Consider the following 23928-nt stretch of genomic DNA (forward strand, 5'->3'; position numbering starts at 1 on the left):
TGATGCCGCGCGCCTTCTCTTCGGGCGCCGCATCGATCTGGTCGTAGCGCTTGTATTCGCCAAAATACTTGGTGATCGCCGCCGTCAGCGACGTCTTGCCATGGTCGACGTGACCAATCGTGCCAATGTTCACATGAGGCTTAGTGCGCTCGAATTTACCTTTTGCCATAGTCTCTTTCCTTGGACGGCCTGGGGACGGCCTGGACCTTCAGTTCAGTCGAATGCGGGGCGATTAGCGACTAAGGCCGAAAAACACAAGTGCCTTGTCGCCGAGCGCGCTCGCCCGGCCCGAACGCGTGATCCGGTTTCGGAGAATGTGGCGCGGATATAGGAACGAACAAGGGCAAATGGAATGGTTACGGCGGCGGCTGACGGCTTTGACGGATTTACAGCCGGATCTGGCCCATTGCCGCCCTGGCGCCGGTCTGATTTCGTGGGCCGATGCATTTCATCCCGACTGCCATACGAGGCCCGCTGTTCATGGTCGTTTCGACCGGGTCCTACATCGTCAACGACACGATGATGAAGCTCGCAACCGCGGGACTGCCGCCCTATGAGGTGCTGTTCCTGCGCGGCGCTGCGGCAACATTGTGGGGCTTTCCGCTGCTGTTCATGCTGGGCTATGGCAAGCAGATCCGGCTGATCGTCGACGCCAAGGTTTTGCGCAGGAACATGCTCGAACTGGGTGCGATCCTTTGCTACGTGGTGGCGCTCGCCAACATGCAGATCGCCGATTCGACCGCGCTCGGGCAGATCACGCCCTTGCTGATGCTGGTCGGCTCCTCGATGCTGTTTGGCGAACGGATCGGTGGGCTGCGCCTGGCGCTGATCGGGCTCGGCTTTATCGGCGCCGTGATGGTGGCACAACCGACGATGCAGGGGATTTCGGTCTATGCCCTGCTGGCGCTAGGCAATGCCGCCCTGTCCGCGGCGCGCGATCTGGCCGGACGCAAGGTCGCCGCCGACGTGCCGGGAATGGTCGTAGCTATTTCCGCGGTGATTGTGGTGCTCGCGGGCGCCGGCGTTGCGCATCTGGTTTCCGAGCAGTGGGTGGTGCCTGAAATCCGTCACCTGCTGCTGATGGGCGGCGCCGGACTGTTCCTGATCTTCGGCCACTTCTTCATCTTCATGGCCTATCGCGTCGGGCCGACCAGCGTGGTAGCGCCGTTCTACTATTGCTTTACCGTCTGGGCGGTGATTTCAGGCCTGGTGGTTTTCCGGCAGCTCCCGAATGCGCTGGCCATCTGCGGAATCCTGCTGGTGGTGGCCAGCGGGTTGACCATCGTCTCGCTCGACGAGCGCAAGCGCCGGTTGACCGTCGTCGCTTGAAACTGAAATCAGCCTGCACAATAGGAGGAGCGCGTGGCAAGCCCGGATGACAACCAGAATTCACGCAACCGCAGGCTTATCGGAAAGTGCCTGTGCGGCGCCGTTCAGTACGCGGTGGCGGACGCGTTCGTCTATGCCGCGAACTGCCACTGCTCGAACTGCCGGCGCACCACCGGCTCGGCCTTCAAGCCATTCGCCGGCATCGAGCGCGACAGGCTGAGCCTGGCGAGGGGCGAGGACAATCTCATGATCTTCGGCGACGACACCGGCCATGACGCGCACTGCAAGACTTGCGGCTCGTTGCTCTATTCGGTGGTCCGCGACGGTGCCTTCGTGCATGTCGCCATGGGAACCCTCGTCGACGAGCCGACCATCCGCCCGACGCAGCACATCTTCGTCGGCTCGAAGGCGAAGTGGTTCACGATCACCGACGATCTGCCGCAATACAGAGAACACGCGGTCGCCGGAGATGCCGGCGAATAGCTGACCGTTAGAAAACGCTCAACCAAATTATCGTTTCGTTTTCGCGTGGGCCGCCAAGGAAACTATACTGTGCTCCGTCACTGAACTTATGTCGCGGGGATTTCTGTGGCATTGCCGCCCGACTGGTTGCCCAATGTTGCGATGAGGCGCGTCATTTGCCACTGGACCGCCGGCTCGCATTCGGCCGGCGATACCGACAGGGATGCGTATCACATACTGGTCGAGGGGAATGGCCGTCTGGTCAGGGGCCGGTCTTCGATCGCGCTCAATTCAGGCCGGGTAAAACCGGGATATGCCGCGCACACGCTCAACTGCAACGGCGGCTCGATCGGGGTTTCGCTCTGCTGCATGGCCGGGGCGGAGGAAAGGCCGTTCGATGCCGGCCGCTATCCGATGACCAGGGCGCAGTGGGGCGCGATGGCCGCCGTCGTCGCCGAACTCTGCAAATACTACCGCATCAAGGTCACGCCCAAAACGGTGCTGTCGCATGCCGAAGTCGAGAGCAATCTCGGCATCGAGCAGCGCGGAAAATGGGATTTCACCCGGCTGCCCTTCGATCCGACGATCAGCGGCGCAAGCGCCTGTGGCGAGCGGCTGCGCCGCGACGTGACGGCGGCAATGGGCGCGATGCCAAATCTGCCGGTGAGGATTGGGCGCGATGCGGTATGGCAGCGATTGCTCGAGGAATTATGGCCGATCATGGTGAGAGGGCTGGAAGCCGGCCTCAACACGCTGATCCGCGAAATCCTCAAAAGGATCAGATAGGCGGTCGGCATTCACCCGAATGCCGACGCAACTGCCGGACGGCTTCTACAGTGCCCTCTTGCCGCTGAACTGATGATAGGCCCACAGGACAACCACGGCACCGACCACGGCGACGATCAGGCTATAGATGTTGAGCCCGGTAACGCCCGACGCGCCAAAGGCGCTGAAGATGAGCCCGCCGACGATGGCGCCGACAATCCCGAGCACGATGTCGAGCACCAGGCCTTGCCCGCTTTTATTGACGATCTTGCTGCCTATGAAGCCGGCGATGACGCCGAGAATAATCCAGCTTAATATTGACATTTTTCCTCTCCGTTCCCCGCACCCGATTACTTCCACATTATTAAGCAAAGCTCAAGCCAACTTGAAAATCATGATTACGGAAAGCTCAAACCGGCTTGAAATTCGCCATGGATGCGTCATTGTTGGAGACGGACGGGCAATTTGACATGGAGATCCACAATGGGACTGTTTGACAATGCCGTTCCCGGCGGCAACGTCGCCAAGCCGCTGATGATCGCGCTCGGCGCACTTTTGGTGGGAAAAATGCTGAGCGGTGGAAGTTCCGCCCAGCCGGAGGCGGCGCAGAGCCCTGCCCCCGTCCCGCCTGATACAACCGCATCCGCCGATGGCGGACTGCTCGGCGGTCTGGGCGGACTGCTCGACAAACTGAAGGACGCCGGCCACGGCAACGTTGCCAATTCGTGGGTCGGCACCGGTCAGAACCAGCCGATCAACCCCAGCGATCTGGGCAGTGCCCTCGGCCCGCAGATCATTCAGGAGATCGCGCAAAGGACGGGTCTGAACCAACAGGACCTGCTCAAGCAACTGTCGGCGGCTTTGCCAGGGCTTGTCGACCAGCTGACGCCGAACGGGCAAGTGCCGCAGCAGAACCAACTCGCGTCCATATTCAGCAAATTCGCGAGCTGACGCCTGTCGCCCCACACCGCCTGCGGTTCGGGACAACGATAACACAGATTAAGATGCGCGTCCGTCTGGACGCGCAACGAATACTTTGAACTATCGGCAAAGCGCTTCGCTTGGCGGTGCCTGCTTCGGAATCGTGCGCGAGGTGCGCCGCGGCTTGGGGGAAATCTGGAGCGGGTAGCGGGAATCGAACCCGCATATTCAGCTTGGAAGGCTGCTGCTCTACCACTGAGCTATACCCGCGCCTTTCAGTCAAGCATCGGATCCGCTCCGACGCTCGCTCTGCGTTTCAGGGCTTCCGGGCCGGCAGTGGTGGAGAGGGTTGGATTTGAACCAACGTAGGCATAGCCAACGGATTTACAGTCCGTCCCCTTTAACCACTCGGGCACCTCTCCAGTCTGCCGCCGGAGCCATGCAACGAGGCATCGACGCGTCGCGGCTGCCAAAGCAGCCCTTCCGCGAAGCGCCTTATGGCGGCAGCGCCCAAAACTGTCAACCGCAACCGTCCGGCAAAAAGCGCTGAATCTCACGCCTCGCCCGACAAGCAGCTTATGCAGCTGTATCCATGGCCGGACGACACGGCTATAGAAGCCGGCCATGAGCAACGACAACAAATCCAAGACCCCTAAAGACACTCACTACGCCAAGCTGCGCCGCGCGCATCGCGACGAGAAGAGCGGCGGCGCGCCTGCATTCAGGCCGCGCCAGCCGGTGCCGCCCGGCGAGAACCCGGCGGATGGGCTGGTGCGGCTCTATGGGCTGCACACGGTGCGGGCCGCACTCGACAATCCGCGCCGCAAAATCAAGAAGATGCTGGTGACGCGCAACGCTGCCGAGCGGCTGGCAATCGCCGACCTTGGCGCTTTGCCCTTCAAGGCGGAGTTGGTCGAACCCAGGGACATCGACAAGGTCACCGGCTCGGATGCCGTGCACCAGGGCGTGGTGATCGAGGCCGAGCCGCTGAAACCGAAGCGGCTCGATGCGCTCGGCGACACCAGGCTGGTGCTGGTGCTCGACCAGATCACCGATCCGCACAATGTCGGTGCGATCCTGCGCTCGGCCGTGGCTTTCGGCGCCGGTGCACTGATCACCACGGCGCGCCACAGCCCGCAGGAATCCGGCGTGCTGGCGAAATCGGCCTCCGGCGCGCTCGAGCATATTGATCAGATCGAGGTGAAGAACCTCGCCGATGCGCTGGAGCAGCTGCGCGAGGCCGGATTCCAGACGATAGGGCTGGATTCCGACGGGCCGGCGGAGCTCGAAACGAGCTTTGCCGGAGAAAAGATCGCGTTGGTACTTGGCGCCGAGGGCAAAGGCCTGCGCCAGAAAACGCGCGAAACGGTGACGACGCTCGCCCGCCTCGACATGCCGGGCGCCATCCGCTCGCTCAACGTGTCGAATGCCGCGGCGGTGGCGCTTTATGCGGCGAGGCGGTGGTTCGCGCGCGGCAAATAGGGCGCAATGCATGTCATTGGATTTTGCCGTTCTCAATCCAGATGGACATATCGATCGATGCGTATCGGTAGGTTCCTCTGCGCATCATGAAATCGTGTCAATCGCAAACCAAAACGCGTTTGAACTCATACTGAAATTCGAAGATTTCTATGAGGACGTCACTCTTCCGATCGAATCCCTACCTTCCTTGACCAAGCAAGTTGAGGCACTTGTGCGAACTGAAGGAATGTCGGAGGAATCCAAAGATTTTCTGAAACGTTTTGCCGATCTCATACGCTATGCGGTCGAACGAAGTCGGCCCATCGAAGGTATTGCGGACTAATTCACTTCACTCTCACCCAACCTCGTGACCAGCCATGCGCTCCAGTGCCCTGACCAGTGCCGAATGGTCTTCCTTTGCTCCACCGTTCGCCGCGCAAGAGTTGAACAATTGCTGCGTCATCGAGGTGTTGGGTAGTGCTACCCCAAGCGCCTTCGCGCCTTCTAGCGCCAGATTGAGATCCTTCTGGTGGAGTTCGACGCGAAAGCCCGGCGCGAAGCTGCGCTTGATCATGCGCTCGCCATGTACTTCCAGAATGCGCGAGGCGGCCAGCCCGCCCATCAGCGCCTGCCGGACCTTGGCCGGGTCGGCGCCGGCTTTCGATGCAAAAACCAGCGCTTCGGCGACGGCCTCGATGGTCAGCGCGACGACGATCTGATTGGCGACCTTGGTGATCTGGCCGACGCCGTTGGGTCCGACCAAAGTGATGTTCTTGCCAAGCTTCTCGAAGATGGGCCTGGCGCGTTCGAAGGCTGTTTCCTCGCCGCCGACCATGATGGTCAGCGACGCCGCCTTGGCGCCGACCTCGCCGCCCGACACCGGCGCATCGAGATAGTCGCAGCCGAGATCGTTGATCTTTTTTGCGAAGGCCCTGGTCTCGATCGGCGAGATCGAGCTCATGTCGATGACCAGCTTGCCTTTAGTGAGGCCGGACGCGACGCCATTCTCAGCGAACAGCACGTCGGCGACCTGCGGCGTATCCGGAACCATGGTGATGACGATGTCGGCGGCACGCGCGACGGCATCATGGCCGGTGACGACCTTCAGGCCCTTGGCGACGAGGTCGGCCGGCGGTTTCGAGCGGTGGTCGCTGGCGACGACCTGATAACCGGCGTCTAGCAGATGCCCCGCCATCGGCGCGCCCATGATGCCGAGGCCGATGAAGCCGATGGTTTCCATGTTTTTCTCCAAGTGACTGTGTGAAACGCCCCCTCATCCGGCCCTTCGGGCCACCTTCTCCCCGAGGGGAGAAGAGATCGCGAACGCCGGTGCCAGCCTCTTCTCCCCAGCGGGGAGAAGGTGGCCGCGCAGCGGCCGGATGAGGGGGCCTCTCTTGCCCGCTACGCCGCCGCACTCCCCTGCCCGGCCGCGTCCCGAAACCAGCCAAGCCCGGCATCCGTCCCCGCCTTCGGCTTGTACTCCGCCCCCACCCAGCCGGAATAGCCGATGCGGTCGATGTGGTTGTACAGGAAGGGAAAATTGATCTCGCCCGTCCCCGGCTCATGACGGCCGGGATTATCCGCAAGCTGGATATGCGCGATGCGGTTGAGGTTTGCCTCAATGGTACGGGCGAGATCCCCCTCCATGATCTGCATGTGGTAGATGTCGTATTGCAGGAACAGGTTCTTCGAGCCGACGCGGTCGATCAGGGCCAGAGCCTGGTCCGAGTAATTCAGGAAGAAGCCCGGAATGTCGCGGGTGTTGATCGGCTCGATCAGCAGCCTGATGCCGGCCTGCTCCAGCTTTTCGGCCGCGAAAGCCAGATTTTCGGCGAAGACGTCTTCCAGCACGGAGCGGTCGACGCCTTGCGGCGCGATGCCGGCGAGGCAGTTGACCTGCTCGCAGCCCAATGCGTGCGCATAGGTGACGACCTTGGCAATGCCTTGCCGGAACTCCGGCACGCGGTCGGGCAGGATCGCGATGCCGCGCTCGCCCTTGGCCCAGTCGCCGGCAGGCAGGTTGAACAGGACCTGCGTCAGCCCGTTCTTCTTCAACCTGGCTGCGACGACATCCGGCGCATGGTCATAGGGGCCGATATACTCGACGCCCTTGAAGCCCGCGCGGGCGGCGGCATCGAAGCGGTCGAGGAAGTCATGCTCGTCAAAGAGCATCGAAAGATTGGCTGAAAACCGTGGCATGGCAGTAGTTCCTCATATGCGGCTTAGTCGAGCATGACGATCGCCGTGGGGGCATCTTCGTGATGTTCGGCTAGCTCCTCGAATTCGGTGATCTTGTCGATTTCAGTACCCATCGAAACGTTGGTGACGCGCTCGAGGATGAATTCGAGCACCACCGGAACCCGGTGCTCGTTCATCAGGCGCTGCGCCTCCTTGAACGCGCCGGCGAATTCCTCCGGCCGGCGCACCCGGACCGCCTTGCAGCCCATCGCCTCGGCGACGGCGAGGTGGTCGACGCCATAGCCAGCTTCGGCATCGCCCTGTCGATTGACGTTCTCGAAGGCCAGGCTGACCTCGAAATCCATCGAAAAGCCGCGCTGCGCCTGGCGGATCAGGCCGAGATAGGCGTTGTTCACGACGACATGGATGTAGGGTAATCTGTGCTGCGCACCGGCTGCCAGTTCCTCGATCATGAACTGGAAATCATAGTCGCCGGACAGCGCCACGATAGTGCGGTCCGGATCGGCGGCCCGAACGCCGAGTGCTGCCGGCAGCGTCCAGCCGAGCGGGCCGGCCTGGCCGCAATTGATCCAGTTGCGTGGCTTGTAGACATGCAGGAACTGCGCACCGGCGATCTGCGACAAGCCGATCGTGGTGACATAGGTGGTGTCGCGGCCGAACGCCTTGTTCATCTCCTCGTAGACGCGCTGCGGCTTCAGCGGCACCTGGTCGAAATGGGTCTTGCGCTTCATCGTCTTCTTGCGCTGCCGGCATTCGCCGGCCCAGCCCGACCAGTCGCGCAATTTTCCGGCCGTCCTCCACTCGGTGGCGACGTCGAGCAGCATCTTAAGCGCCGCACCGGCATCTGAGACGACGCCAAGGTCCGGTGCGAAGACCCGGCCGATCTGCGTCGGCTCGATATCGACGTGGATGAACTTCTTGCCCTTGGTGTAGACGTCGACCGAACCGGTGTGGCGGTTGGCCCAGCGGTTGCCGATGCCGAAAACGAAATCGGCTTCGAGCATCGTGGCATTGCCATAGCGGTGCGAGGTCTGCAGCCCGCACATGCCGGCCATCAGGCGGTGGTCGTCGGGGATCGCACCCCAGCCCATCAGCGTCGGAATGACAGGCACGCCGGTGACCTCGGCGAACTCGATCAGCAGATCGGACGCATCGGCGTTGATGATGCCGCCGCCGGCGACGATGACAGGCTTTTCCGCCGCGTTCAGCATCGTCAACGCCTTCTCGGCCTGCGCGCGCGACATTGCCGGCTTGAACGGCACCAGCGGCTCGTAGGCATCGATGTCGAACTCGATCTCGGTCAGTTGCACATCGACAGGCAAATCGATCAGCACCGGCCCCGGCCGCGACGAGCGCATCAGATGGAACGCTTTCTGCAGCGCCATCGGCACCAGATAGGGTTCCATGACGGTGACCGCCCATTTGGCGACGGGTGCGGCGATCGCCGCAATGTCGACGGCCTGAAAATCCTCCTTGTTGAGACGCGCGCGCGGCGCCTGCCCGGTGATGCAGAGGATGGGAATTGAATCGGCAGCGGCCGAATAGAGGCCGGTGATCATGTCGGTGCCGGCGGGACCCGAAGTGCCGATGCACAGACCAATATTGCCCGATCTGGCGCGGGTAAACCCTTCGGCCATATGCGAGGCCGCCTCGACGTGACGCGCAAGGATGTGGCGGATACTGCCCCTCACCTTCAGTGCCGAATAGAGCGGGTTGATCGCAGCACCCGGCACGCCGAAGGCACAGGAGATGCCTTCCTTTTCGAGAACGAGAACCGCTGCGTCGACTGCGCGCATCCTGGCCATGTCAGCCTCCACGGAATTGTTGATAGCCGATGATGCCAGCGCACCAATGATTTTTCAATTTTTTCAGAATATTTTTCCATGTCTAGAAAACAGCTCTTGTCGATTGAATTGATTGGCCTTTTTGTTTTCCATGAATTCGCTTCGTAAATCACTGGAAAACTTTTTCATTGCCTGTTTGGGCGAACAGGGGAAGAATGGCCCGATGGAAACCACCGAAAAACGCCAGCGCGGCCGGCCGCGCGCCTTCAACGGGCCGTCCGAGGCCGCCTCGGTGCAGTCGCTGGACCGGGCGCTGCGCATCCTGGCAATCGTTGCCGATGGCAGCGGCCTGTCGCTGAGCGAGATCGCCGCCAGTTCCGGTCTGCCGGCATCCACCGCCTACCGCATGCTGACGACGCTGGAGAACCACGGCATGGTCGAGTTCGACGGTACCGACCAGCTGTGGTCGATCGGCGTCGAGACCTATCGCATGGGCGCGGCGTTCCTGCGCCGCCGCAAGCTGGTCGACCGCGCCCGTATCGTCATGCAGGAATTGATGGAGAAGACCGGCGAGACCGCCAATCTCGGCGTCGCCGAGGACGATTGCGTCGTCTTTGTCAGCCAGGTCGAGACGCATCAGGCGATCCGCGCCTTTTTCCGGCCGGGCACGCGCAGCTCCTTCCATGCCTCGGGAATCGGCAAGGCGGTGCTGGCGCATCTCGAGCCGGAACGCGTCGCCACCATCCTGCGCCGGGCCGGGCTGGAGCGCTTCACCGAAAACACGCTGTCCGATATCTCGGCGCTCGCCCGCGACCTGGTGACGATCAAGCTGCGCGGCTGGTCGGTAGACGACGAGGAGCGGCATCCGGGCATGCGCTGCGTTGCCGCCGCCATCTTCAATGAGTTCGGCGAGCCGATCGGCGGCGTTTCGGTTTCCGGGCCGACGGTGCGGGTAACGCCGGAACGGCTGGCCGAGATCGGCCCGGTTGTGCACGATGCGGCGGCGGAGGTGACAAGGATGATCGGCGGGCTGCCGACCCCTCCCGGCCTTCGCAGCGAACCGAGCGCATGGCAGCGCTGACCAGCGTCGAATGGTGCGACATCTGCCAGGATGGCCAAAGCTAGGCCCCGGGCACCGCGCTCTTGGTCGATAGGTCATAGAAATCAAGCAGCATCGCCAGCCCAACTCCGCAGGCGGTGAAGATGAGGCCGGCAATGAAGATACGATTGGCGCGTTCATAAACGCGCCGTTGTAGAGACGTTAAGTCGAGCAGCAACCGCAGCGCTCGTATCTGCAGGGCAATGCCGATCAAAATCGGCACGACGGCGGCCAGGTGATAGATTTCCCAAGGTATCGGGTTGGCGGCCCAATGCGTGATGAAGCCCAGCGAGAACGCCAGCAGGATGCCGACGGTGGTGATTGTGCCGTTGCGGAAAACCGTCTCGATCGGCTCTTCGTTCGGATCGTGCTCGCCCAAGCGCCCTCTCCCTGTTTCGCTATCGGTGCAGACTAGGCTGTTGGGAAATCGCTGTATACTGCCGGGTTCCTGGTGAAATCGGAGACAAATGATAGCTAAATTGCTTGGAGACTGAAGCTGGCGCTGCCCCTCATTGCCCTGCCGGGCATTTCTCCCCGTATAGTGACGGGGAGAAAGAAGCTGACCGCGACCTTGGCGCCCTCTTGCAGCGCTGGAGACTGCCGAAGTCATCGCCGAGAGCGTCCCTTCTCCCCGTCACTATACGGGGAGAAGATGCCGGCAGGCAGATGAGGGGCAGCGCCGACACTGATAGTCAGTCGATTTCGACAGGAAGCCTATCGCCGAACAACAGAAAAAGGGCCAGTGGGGCGCCCTTCCGGTTGCATGAAACGGTCACGTCCTCCCAAGCTGGCATCGTGGCCCTCAAAGCCAGCAGCGATGGCGATAGCCGTCGTAGCCGACATAGGTGTCCGAGTACGGGTCGTAGCTCTGGTAGCGATTGAGGCAGCGCCGGACGTGCCAGGAGCCGCCGTCTTCCTCGATATAGACGGTGCGCGGCTGGGCCAGCGCGCTGCCGAGCAGGAAGCCGCCGACACCTGCGGCAATGCCGATGCCGAGGTGCTTGTGCTTGTGATGGGCGGCCGACGGCTGAACGGTGCCGACCAGCATGGCGGCGGCGACGGTGGTGGCGACGAGGCCGGAAACGATGGTGTGCTTGAACATGACGATCTCCTTGTTGTGGGAGGCGATCCAACCGCCTCTTGATCATAAGTCGTCGTAACAAGGAAAAAGGTTCGAAGGTCCTTTTGGATTTTTTCTCGGCGGGAGAAATCGCGCGGTCTGATGCGCGACCACGAACGGTCGCGCCGTCGACAGTTCACCGGAACAACCGGCAGGCCTCAGCCCATGCCGGTGATATGGCGAAGCCAGAAGGCGAGCGCGATGAAGCCGATGATGGTGGTGACGCCGGTCCAGTCGATATTGGCGTGCTTCAGGTCCTTGATGAGCTTCACCAGGAGAACCCAAGCCACGACGACGAGCGGGAGAATGATGACAAACCTGATCATGCGACAGCCTCGCTGATGCGATTGCACCTTCGATCAATATAGGAAGCGAATTGGCCGTTTTCAGGACGCCTTGGCGGCAGAACCGGCGCGTTCGCGGCGGCCGAAAACGGAGTTTTGTCTTTACTGGCGCGGCAAATATGGTAACCGGAGCGCCGTGCCCTTGTAGCTCAGCTGGTAGAGCAGCGGTTTTGTAAACCGAAGGTCGGCGGTTCGATTCCGTCCGGGGGCACCAGCAAGCAAGGATTGCTTGCGAGGACTTCCCAACGCGCATCGATATCTGGTCATCCCCGATTTCCACAGGGTCGGGCCGTCAAGAGCGGTGGCACATCAATTCAAACGCATATAACCCCATCGGAAACCATGGGAGTTTCCGTTGGAGCAGAAACGCACGACCGCCCCCTTCATCAACGGGATGTTTGGCGGCCTTATCGTCTTCGCCTTCGCGTTTGGTTTTCGTTTGCTGACAAGTCCCGACCCCGATCCAACATCAAGAGCAACGACAAGCCTTTCGGTACTGGCCTTCGCCATTTGTTTCGGCGCAGCCTTCCTGCGCGAGCACCGGCGCCAGATTGCCGCCGCCAGAGAATATCTTAGCCGCCCAAGAACGTTTTAGGGCCACGCGTTCCGTCCCCGTCGGGGAACCACAAACGTCGCGTGAACTTGCCGGCTTAATCTGAGGCCAGATTGCGCTTTGGCATCTCATACCAAGAGACGGAGACGCCCATTAGTGCCTGGCCCTTACAGCCATCATTTCGGCCCCTCTCCGGCTCAGGGCCATTTAACAGCATTCGATTAAATTGCCCCTGTGTATATTAGCACTCGCTCAATTAAGCGCGCCGACAATGCCCCGTGTGGCGGGCCAAACCAACGGGTGTTGTCATGCGAAGCGATTTCGCCGCGGCGCGCGAGCTTTTGGAGTGCGCACAAAACCGCCTCTGCGGCGCAGATGAAACGAGCCGACGCGTCAACGAGGTCCTCGACGCGCTGATTGAAGAAATAGCCATCGCGGAATTCCGCAAGGCGCCACTGACGGTCGTGCCGTTTCCGCGTGCGCGGCCGCCCAAGCATGTTCGATAGAGCGCTGATCGCCCGGTGTTTCCGCAATCGCCCGTTGGAGCGTCGTTGAACGACCAAGCCTTTGACGATAGAGTTGCCGGGCATTGGTGCTCTGAAACTCCGGAGCCGATCCATGTCACGCTGTGGAGATGTCTACGAGAACAAGGTGACCGGCGAATATGCGGTCATCCTGCGTGGCACCGAAGACCGCGGCCAGGGACCTGGCATCGCTCATCTGACCGCCCGGCCGGGAGCCGCAGTGGTGGGCGAGCACTTCCACCCGAACCTGACGGAACGGTTTACCGTCCTCCGTGGCCGTCTCGACGCTTGCATCGCCGGGAAGACTTTGTCCCTGGAGCCTGGCCAATCCGCCACGGTCGAAGCAGGCGTCGCACATGATTGGTGGAACAGCAGCAAAACCGAAGAAGCGCATGTCCTGGTCGAAGTCGACCGGGCGCCAGGTGCGGACAATGTCGACCCGAACCGTTTCGAGCTGCTGATCGGCATGCTCTTCGGCCTGGCCAATGCCGGCAAGGTGGACAGAAAAGGTAGACCTTCGCCGCTTCAGGCAGCAGTCATCGCCAGGGAATTTGCCGACGTGATCGTCTTCACGCACCCGCCACCTGCGATTCAGCGAGTGGCGCTGGCGATCCTGGCGCCACTCGGCCATCTGCTTGGCTATCACGCGATCGACCCCGTCTACTGCAAGCCGCACGGGCATGTCATGCCGGCTCCTGAAATCCTCGCTCGAGCAGGCCTAACGGCTGGGTGATCCGGGTCCATACTAGGCGCCCGGCATTTTTATCGGCAGGATGCTGCCATGTCGCGAACTCTGATCGTGGTTGGTCTCAGCATAGTTGCCATAGGCCTGCTGTGGCCTTGGTTGGCTCGGACCGGCCTTGGCAGGCTGCCCGGCGATATCGTGATCGAGCGTGAGAACTTCAGGCTTTATGTCCCTATCACGACGGGGATACTGGTCAGCATCGTGCTCTCGGCCATTCTATGGCTGATCAACCGTTAGGCGATGCTCCGACTGCGGCGATTTGTGTTGCAGGCCCAACTCGCCCTTGATCTTCTTACACTCCGATCGCCGCCACCAATATCCTGTTCTGCCTGCGTATCGCCGTGCGCAGTTCGGCAATCCTCGCCTCCTCGCGCTTCACGAATTCGATGAACATCATGTTCATGTTGTTGAAGATGAGTTCGCCGAGTGCCGGCCCGTCGATGTCGCGGCGCACCAGGCCGAGCGCCTGCAGGCGGACGATCAGCGCGCGGATCTGCTCGGTCAGGGCGCGGTCCAGCCCGGTATAGGCCTGGCCGAACGGGCTGTCGGGCAGTTGCGTCGAGATCGCCATCGCCTGCCGCCACATCTCCTTGCTGAGATAATGCAGCGAGTGCTCGATATAGATGCCGAGCAGCGTATCCAGCGCGTCGCCGACATTTGCCGGCGGGTTGGCGACGACGCCGCGCCCGGCATTCAGCACCTCGTTGACCTCCATCGAGACGATGGCGCCGAGGATGTCGCCCTTGTTCTGGTAGTAATTGTAGATGGTGCCGACCGAGACTTCGGCCTGCGCCGCGATGGTCTCGATCTTGGCGCCTTCATAACCGGCATCGCGGAAAAGCGCCGCCGCCGCCTCGATGATGCGGCGGTGCCGATCCGCCTTCTGCCTTGCCCGCAATCCGCTCATAACGGCTGTTTGCCACAAAAACAGAATTGACTCAATTTTAGAATTGGTTCAATTTTTCCTACAAGCCAAAAAGGCAAGGGAGAACACTCGATGTCCGTCAATCCAAAGACCCCCAATCCAACCGTCAGGAATCCGCTTTCCGTTCTGAAGAGCCATCTCCAAGGCGCATGTGCCGCGGCAGCACTGCTGCTGGCGACGGGCAGCCTCGCTCAGGCGCAGGATCTCAACGCGCTGATCTGGTGCGATCACGCCGATCCGGCGCTGCTGCAGCCGTTCGAGGAAGCGAACGGCGTCAAGGTCAATGTCAAGGAGTTTGAAGGCACGGGCGCCGGCCTAGCGATCGTCGAACAATCGCAGCCCGGCGACTGGGACGTGATGGTGATCGACAGCATCGACATACCGCGCGGCGTCGAAAAAGGCCTGTTCGAGCCGCTGCCGGAAGACAAGCTGCCGCTGGCCGATCTGTTTCCGCAGGTGAAGATGGACAGCTCCACCGTCGTTGACGGCAAGCGTTACGGCATCACCGAAAAGTTCGGCTACAACACGATCGGCTACAACAAGACCAAGGTCGACCCGGCCGACATGCAGTCGCTTGCCGCGCTGACCGGCGACAAATACAAGGGCAAGATCGCCATCTACGATTATTACCTGCCGGTCATCGGCATGGCCGCACTGGCGATCGGCAAGAAGACGGCGGACCTGACCGAAGCCGACGTTCCCGCCATCAAGGAAGAGCTGCTCAAAATGAAGGCCAACGCCAAGCTGGTCGGCGAAGTGACCGCCAGCCAGACGGCGCTGGCGACCGGCGAGGTCGACATTCTGGTCGGCGGCGGCGAATGGGTGACGGCGGGGCTGGCCAAGGAAAACCCTGCCCTGGACTTCTCTATCCCGAAAGAAGGCGCCGTGCTGTGGTCGCAGTCGCTGGCAATGTTCAAGGATTCCAAGAACAAGGAGCTGGCGCTTAAATTCATCCAGTACATTATGAGCCCCGAAGGCCAGGCGCGGCTCGCCACCTCGTCCTGCTATTGGGGCATGCCGGCCAACAGCAAGGCGGCGTTGAGCGACGAGCAGAAGAAGATCCTGCGCTTTGACGAGCAGCCGGAATTCCTCGCCCGCGCCCAGTCCTATCCTGCGCCGAACGCCGACCTCGACAAGAAGATGCAGGACGTCTGGACCGAAATGCTGCAGGCGCAATGACCGGCTGCCGGTCGTGAACGCCGTCAACAGTGGGCGTGCCCTGCCCTGGGCGCTGGTCACGCCGGCGCTCGGCTGGACGCTGCTGTTCTTCGTGCTGCCCTTCGTCGCCATGGCGGTATCCAGCCTGACGGCACATGAAGGCGGCGGCTTCACGCTGTCCAACTACAGCCAGTTCTTTGCCAATCCGTCCTACTGGCAGGCGATGGTGAACTCGCTGCAGGTCACAGCGATCGTCACCGTGATCTCCGTGCTGCTCGCCTATCCTTTTGCCTGGATCCTGGCCGAGCAGGTGCCGGAGCGCTGGCAGCGGCTGGCGCTGATGCTGGCAGTGCTGCCGTTCTGGACCTCCTATGTCGTGCGCTCCTATTCGTGGCTGCTGGTGCTGGCGCAGAACGGCGTCGTCAACCATGCGTTGACCGGCTCCGGCCTGTTCAGCGAACCGCTGCAGCTCGCCAATACGCGGCTGGCCACCGTCATCGGCTTCGTGCATTTCTTCGTCATGCTGTTGACGCTGACGATCTTCGCCAATCTGAAGCAGCTCAGCCCCAGCTATCGCAAGGCCGCCGCCGACCTCGGCGCCGGGCCGGTTCGGACTTTCCTGCATGTCGTTCTGCCGCTGACGCTCCCCGGTATCATGGTCGGCGCCTTCCTCACCTTCGTGCTGTGCATCGGCGACTACATCACGCCGCAGATCCTCGGCGGCAACAACGAGCTTTTGATGCCGCAGCTCGTCATGATGCAGATCGGCCGGCGCGGCGACTTTCCGCTCGCTTCGGCGTTGTCGATCATCCTGATGGCGGTGGTCACCATTGCCTATCTCGCCTGCTCCCGCTGGCTGAAGATCGAGCGGGCCTGACCATGCGCGCGCTCATCCGCCTCGTCTCCGGCCTTTACGCCATCGCAATCTACGGCTTCATCTTTCTACCGGTCATCGTTCTGGTGCTGTTTTCGCTGCAGGCAACGTCGTTTCCGATCCCGCCCTTCACCGGACCGTCGCTGCGCTGGTACGAGGCCGTGCTCGCCGACACGCGGCTGACTTCGGCTCTGGTCAATTCGCTGCTGGTGGCGGTCGTCTCCTCGGCTGCCGCCGTCACGTTGGGCTTTCTCTCCGCCTGGGGTTTTGCGCGCTTCGCTTTGCCGGGCTCGGGCCTGATGCGCGGGCTGATCACCTTGCCCTTGACCGTCAGCTATCTCATCATCGGCATGGGGCTGCTGGTGCTGTTCAACTGGGCCGGCGTGCCGAAGTCGCTTACTGCCGCCGGCATCGGCCACGTCGTGATCAACCTGCCACTCTGCTTTGCCATCGTCTACAGCCAGATGGGCGACCACCAGATCAACATCGAGCGCGCCGCGCGCGACCTCGGCGCGCCCGAATGGAAGGTGCTGCTGCTGATCACCGTGCCTGTCATGGCACCGGCGATCTTCGCCGGTTTCTTTCTGTCGATGACCTTCTCCTGGGACGAATTCGTCATCTCGTTCCTATTGACGCGCTTCGATACGACGCTGCCGGTCGAGATCTGGAACCTGCTGCGCTCCGGCCTCAATCCCAAGACCAACGCCGTCGGCTCGCTGGTCTTCGCCGTCTCCATCGTGCTGGTGGTATTGTTCGAGCTGATGCTGTTGCGGAGGAAGCCGGCTTGAGTGCGCCACTAGTCGATATAAGCTCCGTCTCGCATCGCTTCGGCCAGCATACCGTGCTGAAGAACGTCTCGCTGACGATCGAGCCTGGCAGCTACACGATCCTGCTCGGGCCGTCCGGCTCCGGCAAGACGACGCTTCTGTCCATCCTCGGCGGCTTCGTCACGCCGAGCGAGGGCAAGGTGCTGATCCGCGGCGAGGACTGCACGGCCGTGCCACCGGCGAAGCGGCCGACGACGACCGTGTTCCAGGATTATGCGCTGTTCCCGCATATGAGCGTCGGCAGCAATGTCGGCTTCGGGCTGCGCATGCGGGGTGTCGATGCCGCAACCCGGGCAGCAAGGGCGCGCGAGGCGCTGGCGCTGGTCGGGCTGGCCACCGCCTTCGACAAGAAGCCGCACCAGCTTTCCGGCGGTCAGCGGCAGCGCGTGGCACTGGCGCGCGCCCTGGTGGTCGAGCCGGCGGTGCTGTTGCTCGACGAGCCGCTCGGCGCGCTCGACCTGAAATTGCGCCGGCAGATGCAGGACGAATTGAAGGCGATCCAGAAACGCGTCGGCACCGCCTTCTCCACGTCACTCACGATCAGGAAGAGGCGATGGCGCTGGCCGATCATTGCGTGGTGATGAATGACGGGCGCATCGAGGACGAAGGACCGCCCGAGCGCGTCTATGCACGGCCAGCGACGCGCTTTTCCGCGACTTTCATGGGCGAAAGCACACTGTTATCGGGAACGGTGACCGAGGCGAAGAGCGGCAAAATCACCGTCACCACGAAGCTTGGGTCGCTCTCGCTGCCCGGCACATTGCCGCCCGGCTTGGCCGTTGCGCTGGCCATCCGCCCGGAGCATCTTGTTCTCGGCGCTGCAGGCGGTGCTGTGGCGCTTGGCATGGTCAAGGTCAGCGACGTCGTCTTCCAGGGCAGCTTCAAGCGTGTGCTGGGGACCTCCACGACCGACCCGGCGCTGCACTTCATCGCCAAGGTCGCGGCCGCATCGGCCGTCCAGCCGGGCGACGTTGTCGCGGTATCGTGCGATGCTGGCGACATCATCCTGCTTGCGGACCAAACATGAGCACGCTTCCAATCATCGACGCTCCTGACTGGTACGAAACTATCCGCATGGGCGATGGCGTGACGCTGATCCACGAGCCGTGGATCAAGCCGTTCTTCCGCTGCAACATCTGGCATGTGCGCGGCCGCGACCGCGATCTTCTGTTCGACACCGGCCTCGGCCATTTCAGTCTGCGCCGCCTCGTGCCGCTGGTCACGGAGCGCAAGCTCACCTGCGTGGCCAGCCACACCCATTTCGACCATATCGGCTGCCATCACGAATTTCCCGACCGCTGCGTGCACCCGGCCGAGGCCGAAATCCTCGCCGATCCACGCAACGAATGGACGGTTGCCGACCGCTATGCCACTGACGAGATGTTCGACGGCATGCCGCAAGGCTGGGACACCAAGCGCTACCAGATCCTGCCCGCACCAGCCGGCCGGTTGCTCGAGCAAGGCGACATCGTCGATCTCGGCGACCGTGCCTTCGAGGTCATCCACACGCCCGGCCATTCACCCGGCGGCATTGCGCTCTACGAAAACAGGACGGGCATCCTGTTTTCCGGCGACATCATCTATGACGGCCCGCTGATCGACGACGTCTATCACTCCGATATCGACGATTATGTCGAAACGCTGCTGCGCATGCGCGATCTCGATGTCTCGGTCGTGCACGGCGGCCATTTCCCGAGTTTCGGCAAAGTTCGCTATCGCCAGCTTGTCGACGAGTATCTCGCGCAAAAGCGCCAGGCCGGCTGCCATCTGTTGCAAGCCCGATAAGCACTGGCGCTGTGGCGTCAAAGCGCCCTTTGCGGACAGGGTGTCCCCGCCGCGTCGCCGCAGCGCGAGGCCGTGGGCTCGGGTCTAAAGCTCTTTTCCTCCGCCTGGCGCACCAGTTCCGCGAAAGCCAGGGCAAAACTTGCCAGCATCAGGAAGACAATAATCAAGCGTGCCAGCGGCAATAGATCGGCCTCGACTGGTTAGCCCCCACGCCGCCCGTCCGCTGCCGGCTAACATGATCGATATGGCTTTACGAGAGTTTAAGGCGAGTCTTAACCATCACATCATTTTGTCCTCCGACATGATGCGCGAGTGCGGCTTGTTTGGTCGCCATCTCCAGGCACCTCCCTCCCTTTGCAGAAATGCCCACCCATGCTAACCCGGCGCTGGCGCGGCCCAGCAACCGGTCGCCGCCAATCGGTCGCCAGACGGTCGTCGCCAATCGGTTGTCGTTGAGAGCCATGAGCAAAACCGCCAGCCGTTTCGCCTTCGTCTCATCCGGTACAGCCGACGCCAATGCAGCGCTGGAAAGCCTCTCTGCGCGTTACGGCCAGGCCTCCGTCGAAGAAGCCGGGATCGTCGTGGCGCTCGGCGGCGACGGCTTTCTGCTGCAGACCCTGCGTGAGACGATGAGCACGGGAAAGAAGGTCTACGGCATGAACCGTGGCACCATCGGTTTTCTGATGAACGAATACCGCGCCAGCGGCTTGACCGGGCGCATCGCGGCGGCCGTTGCCGAAACGATCCGTCCGCTGGAGATGCAGGCGGTGACGGCCGAAGGCGAGACGATTTCGGCGCTCGCGATCAACGAGGTCGCGCTTTGGCGCCAGTCGTACCAGACGGCCAAGATCCGCATCACCGTGGATGGGCAAGAGCGGCTAGAGGAATTGCACTGCGACGGCGTGATGATTGCGACGCCGGCCGGCTCGACCGCATATAATCTGTCGGCGCACGGGCCGATCCTGCCGCTCGACGCTCCGCTGCTGGCGCTGACCCCGGTCAGCCCGTTTCGTCCGCGCCGCTGGCGCGGCGCGCTGCTCTCCAACAAGGCGATCGTGCGTTTCGACATTCTGGAGCCGGAAAAGCGGCCGGTGAATGCCGCCGCCGACCACACCGAGGTCAAGGCGGTGACGACGGTCACGGTGAGGGAATCGCCGACGGCAACGGCGACGCTGCTGTTCGATCCCAACCATTCGTGGAACGAGCGCATTCTCGCCGAACAGTTCAGGTATTGAACAGACCGTGCAAATAAAAACCCGGCACGAGGCCGGGTTCCTATTTGACAACACAAGTGTTGCGGCGGCCGATCGTTGCGATCAGAACTTGTAATTCAAGCCGATGACTCCGGTGTGTATGCGGACCTTTGCTTCGACATTCAGGCCGGTGTCGACTGTATAATCGCTCTTGCCCAGATCGAAATATTTGTATTCGCCCTTAAGCGACCAGTGATCGGTAAAGGCATATTCCAGGCCCGCGCCCAGGGTCCAGCCTGCTCTGGTTTTCGAGGTGCCGTTGGTCCCGATCGGACCGCTTGTGCTAATCTCAACCCTGCCGAAGCCGAGACCGCCGGTACCGTAGATCAGCAGCCTATCCATCGCATAGCCAATTCGGCCACGCAGCGATCCGAGCATCTTTACATCGGAATCGCAAGAGAAGGTGGGGTTCGGACAGTCCGTGCCGCCATCGATATGGGCGGCCGAGATGTCCGCCTCGACGCCATAGACTATATTTCCGCTCTGGAAATTGTAACCGGCCTGGACGCCGCCCAGGGCGCCGCTGCCATCATGATCAGCCGTCCCGCCACCAGTATATTCCCAGTCTACTTTGCTGCTGCCACCGCCGACATGTGCGCCTAGATAGAGGCCCGTCCAGTTATACGTTGATGCGACCGGCAACTCCACGACATCGGCCGCGATCGCCGGAGTCAAGGCCGCTGCCAGAAACGCAGCGGAGAGAAAAGCTTTCTTCATAATGTGGCCCCCCTAGCCAAGAAAATGGATGAATCGTTTGTGGCTAGTTTTCTGAGTTATTTCAAATCTCAAATGATACTTTGGCGTGTGGTCAGAATGAATGCACCCTGGCGTTGCTGATCTGCAACACCTGCGCTGATGCGAGAATGTCGCCTTGCTGAACAGCGGGCCATCGACGAGCGGTAACCATCGCGATTAAGCTTACGGCTTCACAATCGCACCAATGCCGCCCGTTTGTGTTGACAAATCGTGGGCTTGCGCCTACCTGCAATACCAATCTTGCAGGCGCGCGGCGCTTGCCGCGACTGCATATGTTGCGCCCCCGAACCAGCCAAAGACAGCCAAACTTGTCCTCAGACACCCAGATCGCTCAAGAAGCGTTGACCTTCGCAGACCTCGGCCTGTCGCCGAAGGTCCTTTCCGCAGTTACCGATGCCGGCTACACCGAGCCGACGCCGATCCAGGCTGGTGCTATCCCGCACGCCTTGCTCGGCAAGGACGTGCTGGGCATTGCCCAGACCGGCACCGGCAAGACGGCGTCCTTCGTCCTGCCGATGCTCACCCGGTTGGAAAAGGGCCGTGCCCGCGCCCGCATGCCGCGCACGCTGATCCTCGAGCCGACGCGCGAGCTCGCCGCGCAGGTCGAGGAAAACTTCGTCAAATACGGCAAGAATCACAAGCTCAACATCGCACTGCTGATCGGCGGCGTGTCCTTCGACGAGCAGGACAAGAAGCTCGAGCGCGGCGCCGATGTGCTGATCGCGACCCCCGGCCGCTTGCTCGACCATCGCGAGCGCGGCAAGCTCCTGCTCAACGGCGTCGAGATCCTCGTCATCGACGAGGCCGACCGCATGCTCGACATGGGCTTTATCCCCGACATCGAGCGTATCTGCGAGATGATCCCGTTCACCAGGCAGACGCTGTTCTTCTCGGCGACGATGCCGCCGGAAATCACCAAGCTCACCGAGAAATTCCTGCACGCACCGGTGCGCGTCGAAGTGTCGAAGGCAGCATCGGCCGCCACCAACATCATCCAGCGGCTGGTGAAATCCGGCCCGAAACCCTGGGACAAGCGCGAGACGCTGCGCAATCTGATGAAAGCCGAGGATGCCGAGCTGAAGAACGCCATCATCTTCTGCAACCGCAAGATCGAGGTATCGGAGCTGTTCCGCTCGCTGCTGAAATATGACTTCGACGCCGGCGCCCTGCACGGCGACATGGACCAGCGCGCGCGCATGCAGATGCTGGCCAATTTCCGTGACGGCAAGCTGCGCTACCTCGTTGCTTCGGATGTCGCGGCGCGCGGCCTCGACATTCCCGATGTCAGCCATGTCTTCAATTACGACGTGCCGATCCACGCGGAGGATTACGTCCACCGCATCGGCCGTACTGGCCGCGCCGGGCGCTCGGGCAAATCCTTCACCATCGCGACCAAGTCGGACACCAAATACATCGACGCCATCGAGCGGCTGATCGGCACGAAGATCGAGTGGCATGACGGCGATTTGTCGACGGTCGTTGCCAGCGAAGGCGGCGAGGATGAGGCCCCGCGCCGTGGCCGCGGTGCGCCACGCCGTGCCGGCCGCAAGGACGACGCCAAGGACAGGGGCGAGCGCAAACCGCGTGAACGCCACGCCAGGCGCAGCGAAGAAGCAGCGCCGGAAGCAGTTAGCGAGGAACAGCCGGTCGTGGCCGAAGCCACCGTCGCCGACATCGACGAGCGACGTACCCGCAAAGAGGCGATCCGCTCGGAAAACAGCGAGCGCCAGGCGTCATCTGAACGCAAGGCTTCGCCCGATCGCAACGAACGGCGCGCGCCGGAACGGGGCGACACCAGGCCGCAGCGCGAGCGCCCTGCCCGCCAGCGCCAGGAAGACAATGACGCGACCGTCGGCTTCGGCGACGACATGCCGGCCTTCATGCGGATCGTGGCCAAGGTCTGACACGGCTCGCGCGCGGCCCCGCCGACGCGCGAAGCACCCTCTTTTGAGAAGTACTGCTCTCGGTAATCTTGTGGCGTTGCTGCGAGGCGGTCGATTTTGGTGCTGCCGGCGATCCGTATGCCGCTAGGCTCGCTATGTAGCTAAAGATCCCTGAGCTCCAGGCGGGATGCCAGCAGGTCCAGAAAAGCGCGAACTTTGGCTGAGGACGACCTGCCTTCCGGCCACACGGCGTGTATCGGCACCGGCACCGGCTCGAATTCGGTTAGAACCAGTTCCAGGCGGCCATCGTCCACCAGGTGCTTTACCTGCCAAAGCGGCGAGTAGCCCAGACCCAATCCGTGAACCGCGGCCGCATAGATCGATATCATCAAATTCGACCGGAAGGTGCCCGCGACCTTCACCGGCCGGGGCTTGCCTTCAATCTGAAACATCCATTCGCCTGGGCGGCCGTCGACGGTTCGTACGATGCATTGATGCTCACGCAATTCGAGCGGATGGGCCGGTCGGCCGTGTTGCTGGAAGTAGGCAGGTGCGCCGAACACCACGCGCCGCAGCGCGCCCAGGCGCTTCGCACGTAAATTGGAATCCGGCAAATTGCCGATTCTTACCGCCAGATCGAGACCCTCGGCATCGAGATCGACAAATTCATCGGAAAGCTTGAGGTCAACCTCGACCCGGGGATATGTCCGCATATAGTCGGCGATAACCGGCACGAGGAAGTCCGGGCCGAACAGCACCGGGGCACTGACACGCAGGATGCCCGATGGCTCAGACCGTCGATTGGCCGCCTGAAGCCTGGCTTCGTTAATTTCCTCGACGGCGGGTTTGATGCGCTGGAAAAAGGCCGCTCCGGCTTCGCTCGGCGTCGAGCGGCGTGTCGTCCTGTGCAGAAGCTCGACCCCGATTGATTCCTCCAATGTCGCCAGGGACCGGCTGACCGACTGCAGTGAGCGGTTCAGCCGGCGTGCGGCAGCCGTCAGACTGCCATGCTCGACAATGGCAATGAAGGCTTCGAAATCATCTATCCGGCTCATCGCTCATCGCTCCTTTCTACCGAAAATCGGGAGAAACTATCGCAACATCGATCAATTGTAACGAAGTTCGCTAGATTTTATCTTCCCTGCACAGGCCGAAAGGCAG

Annotated in this window: 28 protein-coding genes, 3 tRNA genes and 1 pseudogene; 19 read left to right on the forward strand and 13 right to left on the reverse strand. The window is 61.8% G+C overall.

The annotated features are described in order from the left end of the window. The coding region (locus NKJ81_RS18895; protein WP_352541456.1) for a GTP-binding protein at window positions 1-169 on the reverse strand (169 nt) is incomplete at its 3' end. 272 nt (window positions 170-441) lie between these two features. Between NKJ81_RS18895 and NKJ81_RS18900 the strand changes: the two genes are divergently transcribed. From NKJ81_RS18900 to NKJ81_RS18910, 3 genes are all read left to right on the forward strand, one after another. Beyond that, on the forward strand, window positions 442-1329 hold the full coding sequence (locus tag NKJ81_RS18900) for a DMT family transporter (protein ID WP_352541351.1): 888 nt from the start codon (window positions 442-444) through the stop codon (window positions 1327-1329). 33 nt (window positions 1330-1362) lie between these two features. Then, entirely contained in the window at window positions 1363-1812 is a 450-nt protein-coding gene (locus tag NKJ81_RS18905) for a GFA family protein (RefSeq protein ID WP_352541352.1), read from the forward strand. 105 nt (window positions 1813-1917) lie between these two features. Then, on the forward strand, window positions 1918-2577 hold the full coding sequence (locus NKJ81_RS18910) for a peptidoglycan recognition protein family protein (RefSeq protein ID WP_352541353.1): 660 nt from the start codon (window positions 1918-1920) through the stop codon (window positions 2575-2577). Window positions 2578-2622: 45 nt separating this feature from the next. Here NKJ81_RS18910 and NKJ81_RS18915 read toward each other — a convergent pair whose 3' ends face one another. Next, on the reverse strand, window positions 2623-2880 hold the full coding sequence (locus tag NKJ81_RS18915) for a GlsB/YeaQ/YmgE family stress response membrane protein (RefSeq protein ID WP_023717513.1): 258 nt from the start codon (window positions 2878-2880) through the stop codon (window positions 2623-2625). A 159-nt stretch (window positions 2881-3039) separates the two neighbouring features. On the opposite strand from NKJ81_RS18915, the gene NKJ81_RS18920 reads away from it, so the two are divergent. Next, the gene (locus tag NKJ81_RS18920; RefSeq protein ID WP_023680430.1) at window positions 3040-3507 is read left to right on the forward strand and encodes a YidB family protein; all 468 of its coding nucleotides are present in this window, start codon (window positions 3040-3042) and stop codon (window positions 3505-3507) included. 166 nt (window positions 3508-3673) lie between these two features. Here NKJ81_RS18920 and NKJ81_RS18925 read toward each other — a convergent pair. Both NKJ81_RS18925 and NKJ81_RS18930 read right to left on the reverse strand, forming a co-directional pair. Continuing rightward, window positions 3674-3747: transfer RNA gene (locus tag NKJ81_RS18925), tRNA-Gly, on the reverse strand. 67 nt (window positions 3748-3814) lie between these two features. Then, window positions 3815-3899, reverse strand: a tRNA-Tyr gene (locus tag NKJ81_RS18930). 202 nt (window positions 3900-4101) lie between these two features. Between NKJ81_RS18930 and rlmB the strand changes: the two genes are divergently transcribed. Together rlmB and NKJ81_RS18940 are read left to right on the forward strand one after the other, a co-directional pair. After that, entirely contained in the window at window positions 4102-4959 is an 858-nt protein-coding gene (rlmB, locus tag NKJ81_RS18935) for a 23S rRNA (guanosine(2251)-2'-O)-methyltransferase RlmB (protein WP_352541354.1), read from the forward strand. Between the two features lie 10 nt (window positions 4960-4969). After that, window positions 4970-5281, forward strand: coding sequence for a hypothetical protein (locus NKJ81_RS18940; protein WP_352541355.1), 312 nt, complete (start codon window positions 4970-4972; stop codon window positions 5279-5281). A 12-nt stretch (window positions 5282-5293) separates the two neighbouring features. On the opposite strand, the gene NKJ81_RS18945 is transcribed toward NKJ81_RS18940, so the two are convergent. From NKJ81_RS18945 to gcl, 3 genes are all read right to left on the reverse strand, one after another. Then, window positions 5294-6178 carry a 2-hydroxy-3-oxopropionate reductase gene (locus NKJ81_RS18945; RefSeq protein WP_352541356.1) on the reverse strand — a complete coding sequence of 295 codons (885 nt, stop codon included), beginning with the start codon at window positions 6176-6178 and terminating at the stop codon, window positions 5294-5296. A 161-nt stretch (window positions 6179-6339) separates the two neighbouring features. Further along, window positions 6340-7137: a hydroxypyruvate isomerase gene (hyi, locus tag NKJ81_RS18950; protein ID WP_352541357.1), complete on the reverse strand. Its 798-nt coding sequence runs from the start codon at window positions 7135-7137 to the stop codon at window positions 6340-6342. 23 nt (window positions 7138-7160) lie between these two features. Continuing rightward, a complete protein-coding gene (gene gcl, locus NKJ81_RS18955) occupies window positions 7161-8942 on the reverse strand; it encodes a glyoxylate carboligase (RefSeq protein ID WP_352541358.1) in 1782 nt (593 codons plus the stop codon). Window positions 8943-9144: 202 nt separating this feature from the next. Here gcl and bhcR point away from each other — a divergent pair, with 202 nt between their 5' ends. Then, the gene (bhcR, locus tag NKJ81_RS18960) at window positions 9145-10002 is read left to right on the forward strand and encodes an HTH-type transcriptional regulator BhcR (protein WP_352541359.1); all 858 of its coding nucleotides are present in this window, start codon (window positions 9145-9147) and stop codon (window positions 10000-10002) included. A 40-nt stretch (window positions 10003-10042) separates the two neighbouring features. On the opposite strand, the gene NKJ81_RS18965 is transcribed toward bhcR, so the two are convergent. The 3 genes from NKJ81_RS18965 to NKJ81_RS18975 all read right to left on the reverse strand — a co-directional run bounded on the left by NKJ81_RS18965 (window position 10043) and on the right by NKJ81_RS18975 (window position 11466). Beyond that, window positions 10043-10399, reverse strand: coding sequence for a hypothetical protein (locus NKJ81_RS18965; protein WP_352501665.1), 357 nt, complete (start codon window positions 10397-10399; stop codon window positions 10043-10045). A gap of 423 nt (window positions 10400-10822) precedes the next feature. Beyond that, the gene (locus NKJ81_RS18970; RefSeq protein ID WP_352541360.1) at window positions 10823-11122 is read right to left on the reverse strand and encodes a BA14K family protein; all 300 of its coding nucleotides are present in this window, start codon (window positions 11120-11122) and stop codon (window positions 10823-10825) included. A 176-nt stretch (window positions 11123-11298) separates the two neighbouring features. Beyond that, the gene (locus tag NKJ81_RS18975) at window positions 11299-11466 is read right to left on the reverse strand and encodes a hypothetical protein (RefSeq protein WP_352451069.1); all 168 of its coding nucleotides are present in this window, start codon (window positions 11464-11466) and stop codon (window positions 11299-11301) included. Between the two features lie 156 nt (window positions 11467-11622). Here NKJ81_RS18975 and NKJ81_RS18980 point away from each other — a divergent pair. From NKJ81_RS18980 to NKJ81_RS19000, 5 genes are all read left to right on the forward strand, one after another. Continuing rightward, a tRNA-Thr gene (locus NKJ81_RS18980) sits at window positions 11623-11698 on the forward strand. 141 nt (window positions 11699-11839) lie between these two features. Next, window positions 11840-12079 (forward strand): hypothetical protein, encoded by a 240-nt coding sequence (locus NKJ81_RS18985; RefSeq protein ID WP_352541361.1) that lies wholly within the window; start codon window positions 11840-11842, stop codon window positions 12077-12079. A gap of 266 nt (window positions 12080-12345) precedes the next feature. Further along, on the forward strand, window positions 12346-12543 hold the full coding sequence (locus NKJ81_RS18990) for a hypothetical protein (RefSeq protein ID WP_352541362.1): 198 nt from the start codon (window positions 12346-12348) through the stop codon (window positions 12541-12543). Between the two features lie 112 nt (window positions 12544-12655). Then, window positions 12656-13294: a cupin domain-containing protein gene (locus NKJ81_RS18995; RefSeq protein WP_352541363.1), complete on the forward strand. Its 639-nt coding sequence runs from the start codon at window positions 12656-12658 to the stop codon at window positions 13292-13294. Between the two features lie 48 nt (window positions 13295-13342). Then, entirely contained in the window at window positions 13343-13543 is a 201-nt protein-coding gene (locus tag NKJ81_RS19000) for a DUF2905 domain-containing protein (RefSeq protein WP_023679908.1), read from the forward strand. 55 nt (window positions 13544-13598) lie between these two features. Here NKJ81_RS19000 and NKJ81_RS19005 read toward each other — a convergent pair whose 3' ends face one another. After that, window positions 13599-14213 (reverse strand): TetR/AcrR family transcriptional regulator, encoded by a 615-nt coding sequence (locus tag NKJ81_RS19005; protein ID WP_352472778.1) that lies wholly within the window; start codon window positions 14211-14213, stop codon window positions 13599-13601. Between the two features lie 90 nt (window positions 14214-14303). Here NKJ81_RS19005 and NKJ81_RS19010 point away from each other — a divergent pair, with 90 nt between their 5' ends. From NKJ81_RS19010 to NKJ81_RS19035, 6 genes and pseudogenes are all read left to right on the forward strand, one after another. Next, on the forward strand, window positions 14304-15410 hold the full coding sequence (locus tag NKJ81_RS19010) for a polyamine ABC transporter substrate-binding protein (RefSeq protein WP_352541364.1): 1107 nt from the start codon (window positions 14304-14306) through the stop codon (window positions 15408-15410). 13 nt (window positions 15411-15423) lie between these two features. After that, window positions 15424-16266, forward strand: coding sequence for an ABC transporter permease (locus tag NKJ81_RS19015; RefSeq protein ID WP_352472776.1), 843 nt, complete (start codon window positions 15424-15426; stop codon window positions 16264-16266). Window positions 16267-16268: 2 nt separating this feature from the next. Beyond that, a complete protein-coding gene (locus tag NKJ81_RS19020; protein WP_352501653.1) occupies window positions 16269-17051 on the forward strand; it encodes an ABC transporter permease in 783 nt (260 codons plus the stop codon). Continuing rightward, a pseudogene (locus NKJ81_RS19025) lies at window positions 17048-18117 on the forward strand (ABC transporter ATP-binding protein). The gene NKJ81_RS19020 and the pseudogene NKJ81_RS19025 overlap by 4 nt, the downstream one beginning before the upstream one ends. Then, window positions 18114-18875, forward strand: a complete 762-nt coding sequence (locus NKJ81_RS19030; protein ID WP_352541365.1) for an MBL fold metallo-hydrolase — start codon at window positions 18114-18116, stop codon at window positions 18873-18875. The pseudogene NKJ81_RS19025 and the gene NKJ81_RS19030 overlap by 4 nt, the downstream one beginning before the upstream one ends. A 461-nt stretch (window positions 18876-19336) precedes the next feature. After that, entirely contained in the window at window positions 19337-20110 is a 774-nt protein-coding gene (locus NKJ81_RS19035) for an NAD kinase (protein WP_023679915.1), read from the forward strand. Window positions 20111-20191: 81 nt separating this feature from the next. Here NKJ81_RS19035 and NKJ81_RS19040 read toward each other — a convergent pair whose 3' ends face one another. After that, complete coding sequence (locus NKJ81_RS19040; RefSeq protein ID WP_352451078.1) at window positions 20192-20845, reverse strand: outer membrane protein; 654 nt, start codon at window positions 20843-20845, stop codon at window positions 20192-20194. Between the two features lie 347 nt (window positions 20846-21192). Here NKJ81_RS19040 and NKJ81_RS19045 point away from each other — a divergent pair, with 347 nt between their 5' ends. Continuing rightward, window positions 21193-22788 carry a DEAD/DEAH box helicase gene (locus NKJ81_RS19045; RefSeq protein WP_352541366.1) on the forward strand — a complete coding sequence of 532 codons (1596 nt, stop codon included), beginning with the start codon at window positions 21193-21195 and terminating at the stop codon, window positions 22786-22788. Window positions 22789-22928: 140 nt separating this feature from the next. On the opposite strand, the gene NKJ81_RS19050 is transcribed toward NKJ81_RS19045, so the two are convergent. After that, window positions 22929-23822, reverse strand: coding sequence for a LysR family transcriptional regulator (locus tag NKJ81_RS19050; protein WP_352541367.1), 894 nt, complete (start codon window positions 23820-23822; stop codon window positions 22929-22931). Between the last annotated feature and the right edge of the window lie 106 nt (window positions 23823-23928).

Origin of the sequence: Mesorhizobium sp. M0018 (genome assembly GCF_040323955.1) — a bacterium.
In the GTDB taxonomy this organism is placed as follows: domain Bacteria; phylum Pseudomonadota; class Alphaproteobacteria; order Rhizobiales; family Rhizobiaceae; genus Mesorhizobium.

What these genes read in the sequence shown, in the direction of transcription:
- NKJ81_RS18900 (WP_352541351.1), top strand. Translation starts at nt 442, where the DNA reads ATGCATTTCATCCCGACTGCCATACGAGGCCCGCTGTTCATGGTCGTT.
- NKJ81_RS18915 (WP_023717513.1), bottom strand. Translation starts at nt 2,880, where the DNA reads ATGTCAATATTAAGCTGGATTATTCTCGGCGTCATCGCCGGCTTCATA.
- NKJ81_RS18920 (WP_023680430.1), top strand. Translation starts at nt 3,040, where the DNA reads ATGGGACTGTTTGACAATGCCGTTCCCGGCGGCAACGTCGCCAAGCCG.
- rlmB (WP_352541354.1), top strand. Translation starts at nt 4,102, where the DNA reads ATGAGCAACGACAACAAATCCAAGACCCCTAAAGACACTCACTACGCC.
- NKJ81_RS18940 (WP_352541355.1), top strand. Translation starts at nt 4,970, where the DNA reads ATGTCATTGGATTTTGCCGTTCTCAATCCAGATGGACATATCGATCGA.
- NKJ81_RS18945 (WP_352541356.1), bottom strand. Translation starts at nt 6,178, where the DNA reads ATGGAAACCATCGGCTTCATCGGCCTCGGCATCATGGGCGCGCCGATG.
- hyi (WP_352541357.1), bottom strand. Translation starts at nt 7,137, where the DNA reads ATGCCACGGTTTTCAGCCAATCTTTCGATGCTCTTTGACGAGCATGAC.
- gcl (WP_352541358.1), bottom strand. Translation starts at nt 8,942, where the DNA reads ATGGCCAGGATGCGCGCAGTCGACGCAGCGGTTCTCGTTCTCGAAAAG.
- bhcR (WP_352541359.1), top strand. Translation starts at nt 9,145, where the DNA reads ATGGAAACCACCGAAAAACGCCAGCGCGGCCGGCCGCGCGCCTTCAAC.
- NKJ81_RS18970 (WP_352541360.1), bottom strand. Translation starts at nt 11,122, where the DNA reads ATGTTCAAGCACACCATCGTTTCCGGCCTCGTCGCCACCACCGTCGCC.
- NKJ81_RS18975 (WP_352451069.1), bottom strand. Translation starts at nt 11,466, where the DNA reads ATGATCAGGTTTGTCATCATTCTCCCGCTCGTCGTCGTGGCTTGGGTT.
- NKJ81_RS18990 (WP_352541362.1), top strand. Translation starts at nt 12,346, where the DNA reads ATGCGAAGCGATTTCGCCGCGGCGCGCGAGCTTTTGGAGTGCGCACAA.
- NKJ81_RS18995 (WP_352541363.1), top strand. Translation starts at nt 12,656, where the DNA reads ATGTCACGCTGTGGAGATGTCTACGAGAACAAGGTGACCGGCGAATAT.
- NKJ81_RS19000 (WP_023679908.1), top strand. Translation starts at nt 13,343, where the DNA reads ATGTCGCGAACTCTGATCGTGGTTGGTCTCAGCATAGTTGCCATAGGC.
- NKJ81_RS19005 (WP_352472778.1), bottom strand. Translation starts at nt 14,213, where the DNA reads ATGAGCGGATTGCGGGCAAGGCAGAAGGCGGATCGGCACCGCCGCATC.
- NKJ81_RS19010 (WP_352541364.1), top strand. Translation starts at nt 14,304, where the DNA reads ATGTCCGTCAATCCAAAGACCCCCAATCCAACCGTCAGGAATCCGCTT.
- NKJ81_RS19020 (WP_352501653.1), top strand. Translation starts at nt 16,269, where the DNA reads ATGCGCGCGCTCATCCGCCTCGTCTCCGGCCTTTACGCCATCGCAATC.
- NKJ81_RS19030 (WP_352541365.1), top strand. Translation starts at nt 18,114, where the DNA reads ATGAGCACGCTTCCAATCATCGACGCTCCTGACTGGTACGAAACTATC.
- NKJ81_RS19035 (WP_023679915.1), top strand. Translation starts at nt 19,337, where the DNA reads ATGAGCAAAACCGCCAGCCGTTTCGCCTTCGTCTCATCCGGTACAGCC.
- NKJ81_RS19040 (WP_352451078.1), bottom strand. Translation starts at nt 20,845, where the DNA reads ATGAAGAAAGCTTTTCTCTCCGCTGCGTTTCTGGCAGCGGCCTTGACT.
- NKJ81_RS19050 (WP_352541367.1), bottom strand. Translation starts at nt 23,822, where the DNA reads ATGAGCCGGATAGATGATTTCGAAGCCTTCATTGCCATTGTCGAGCAT.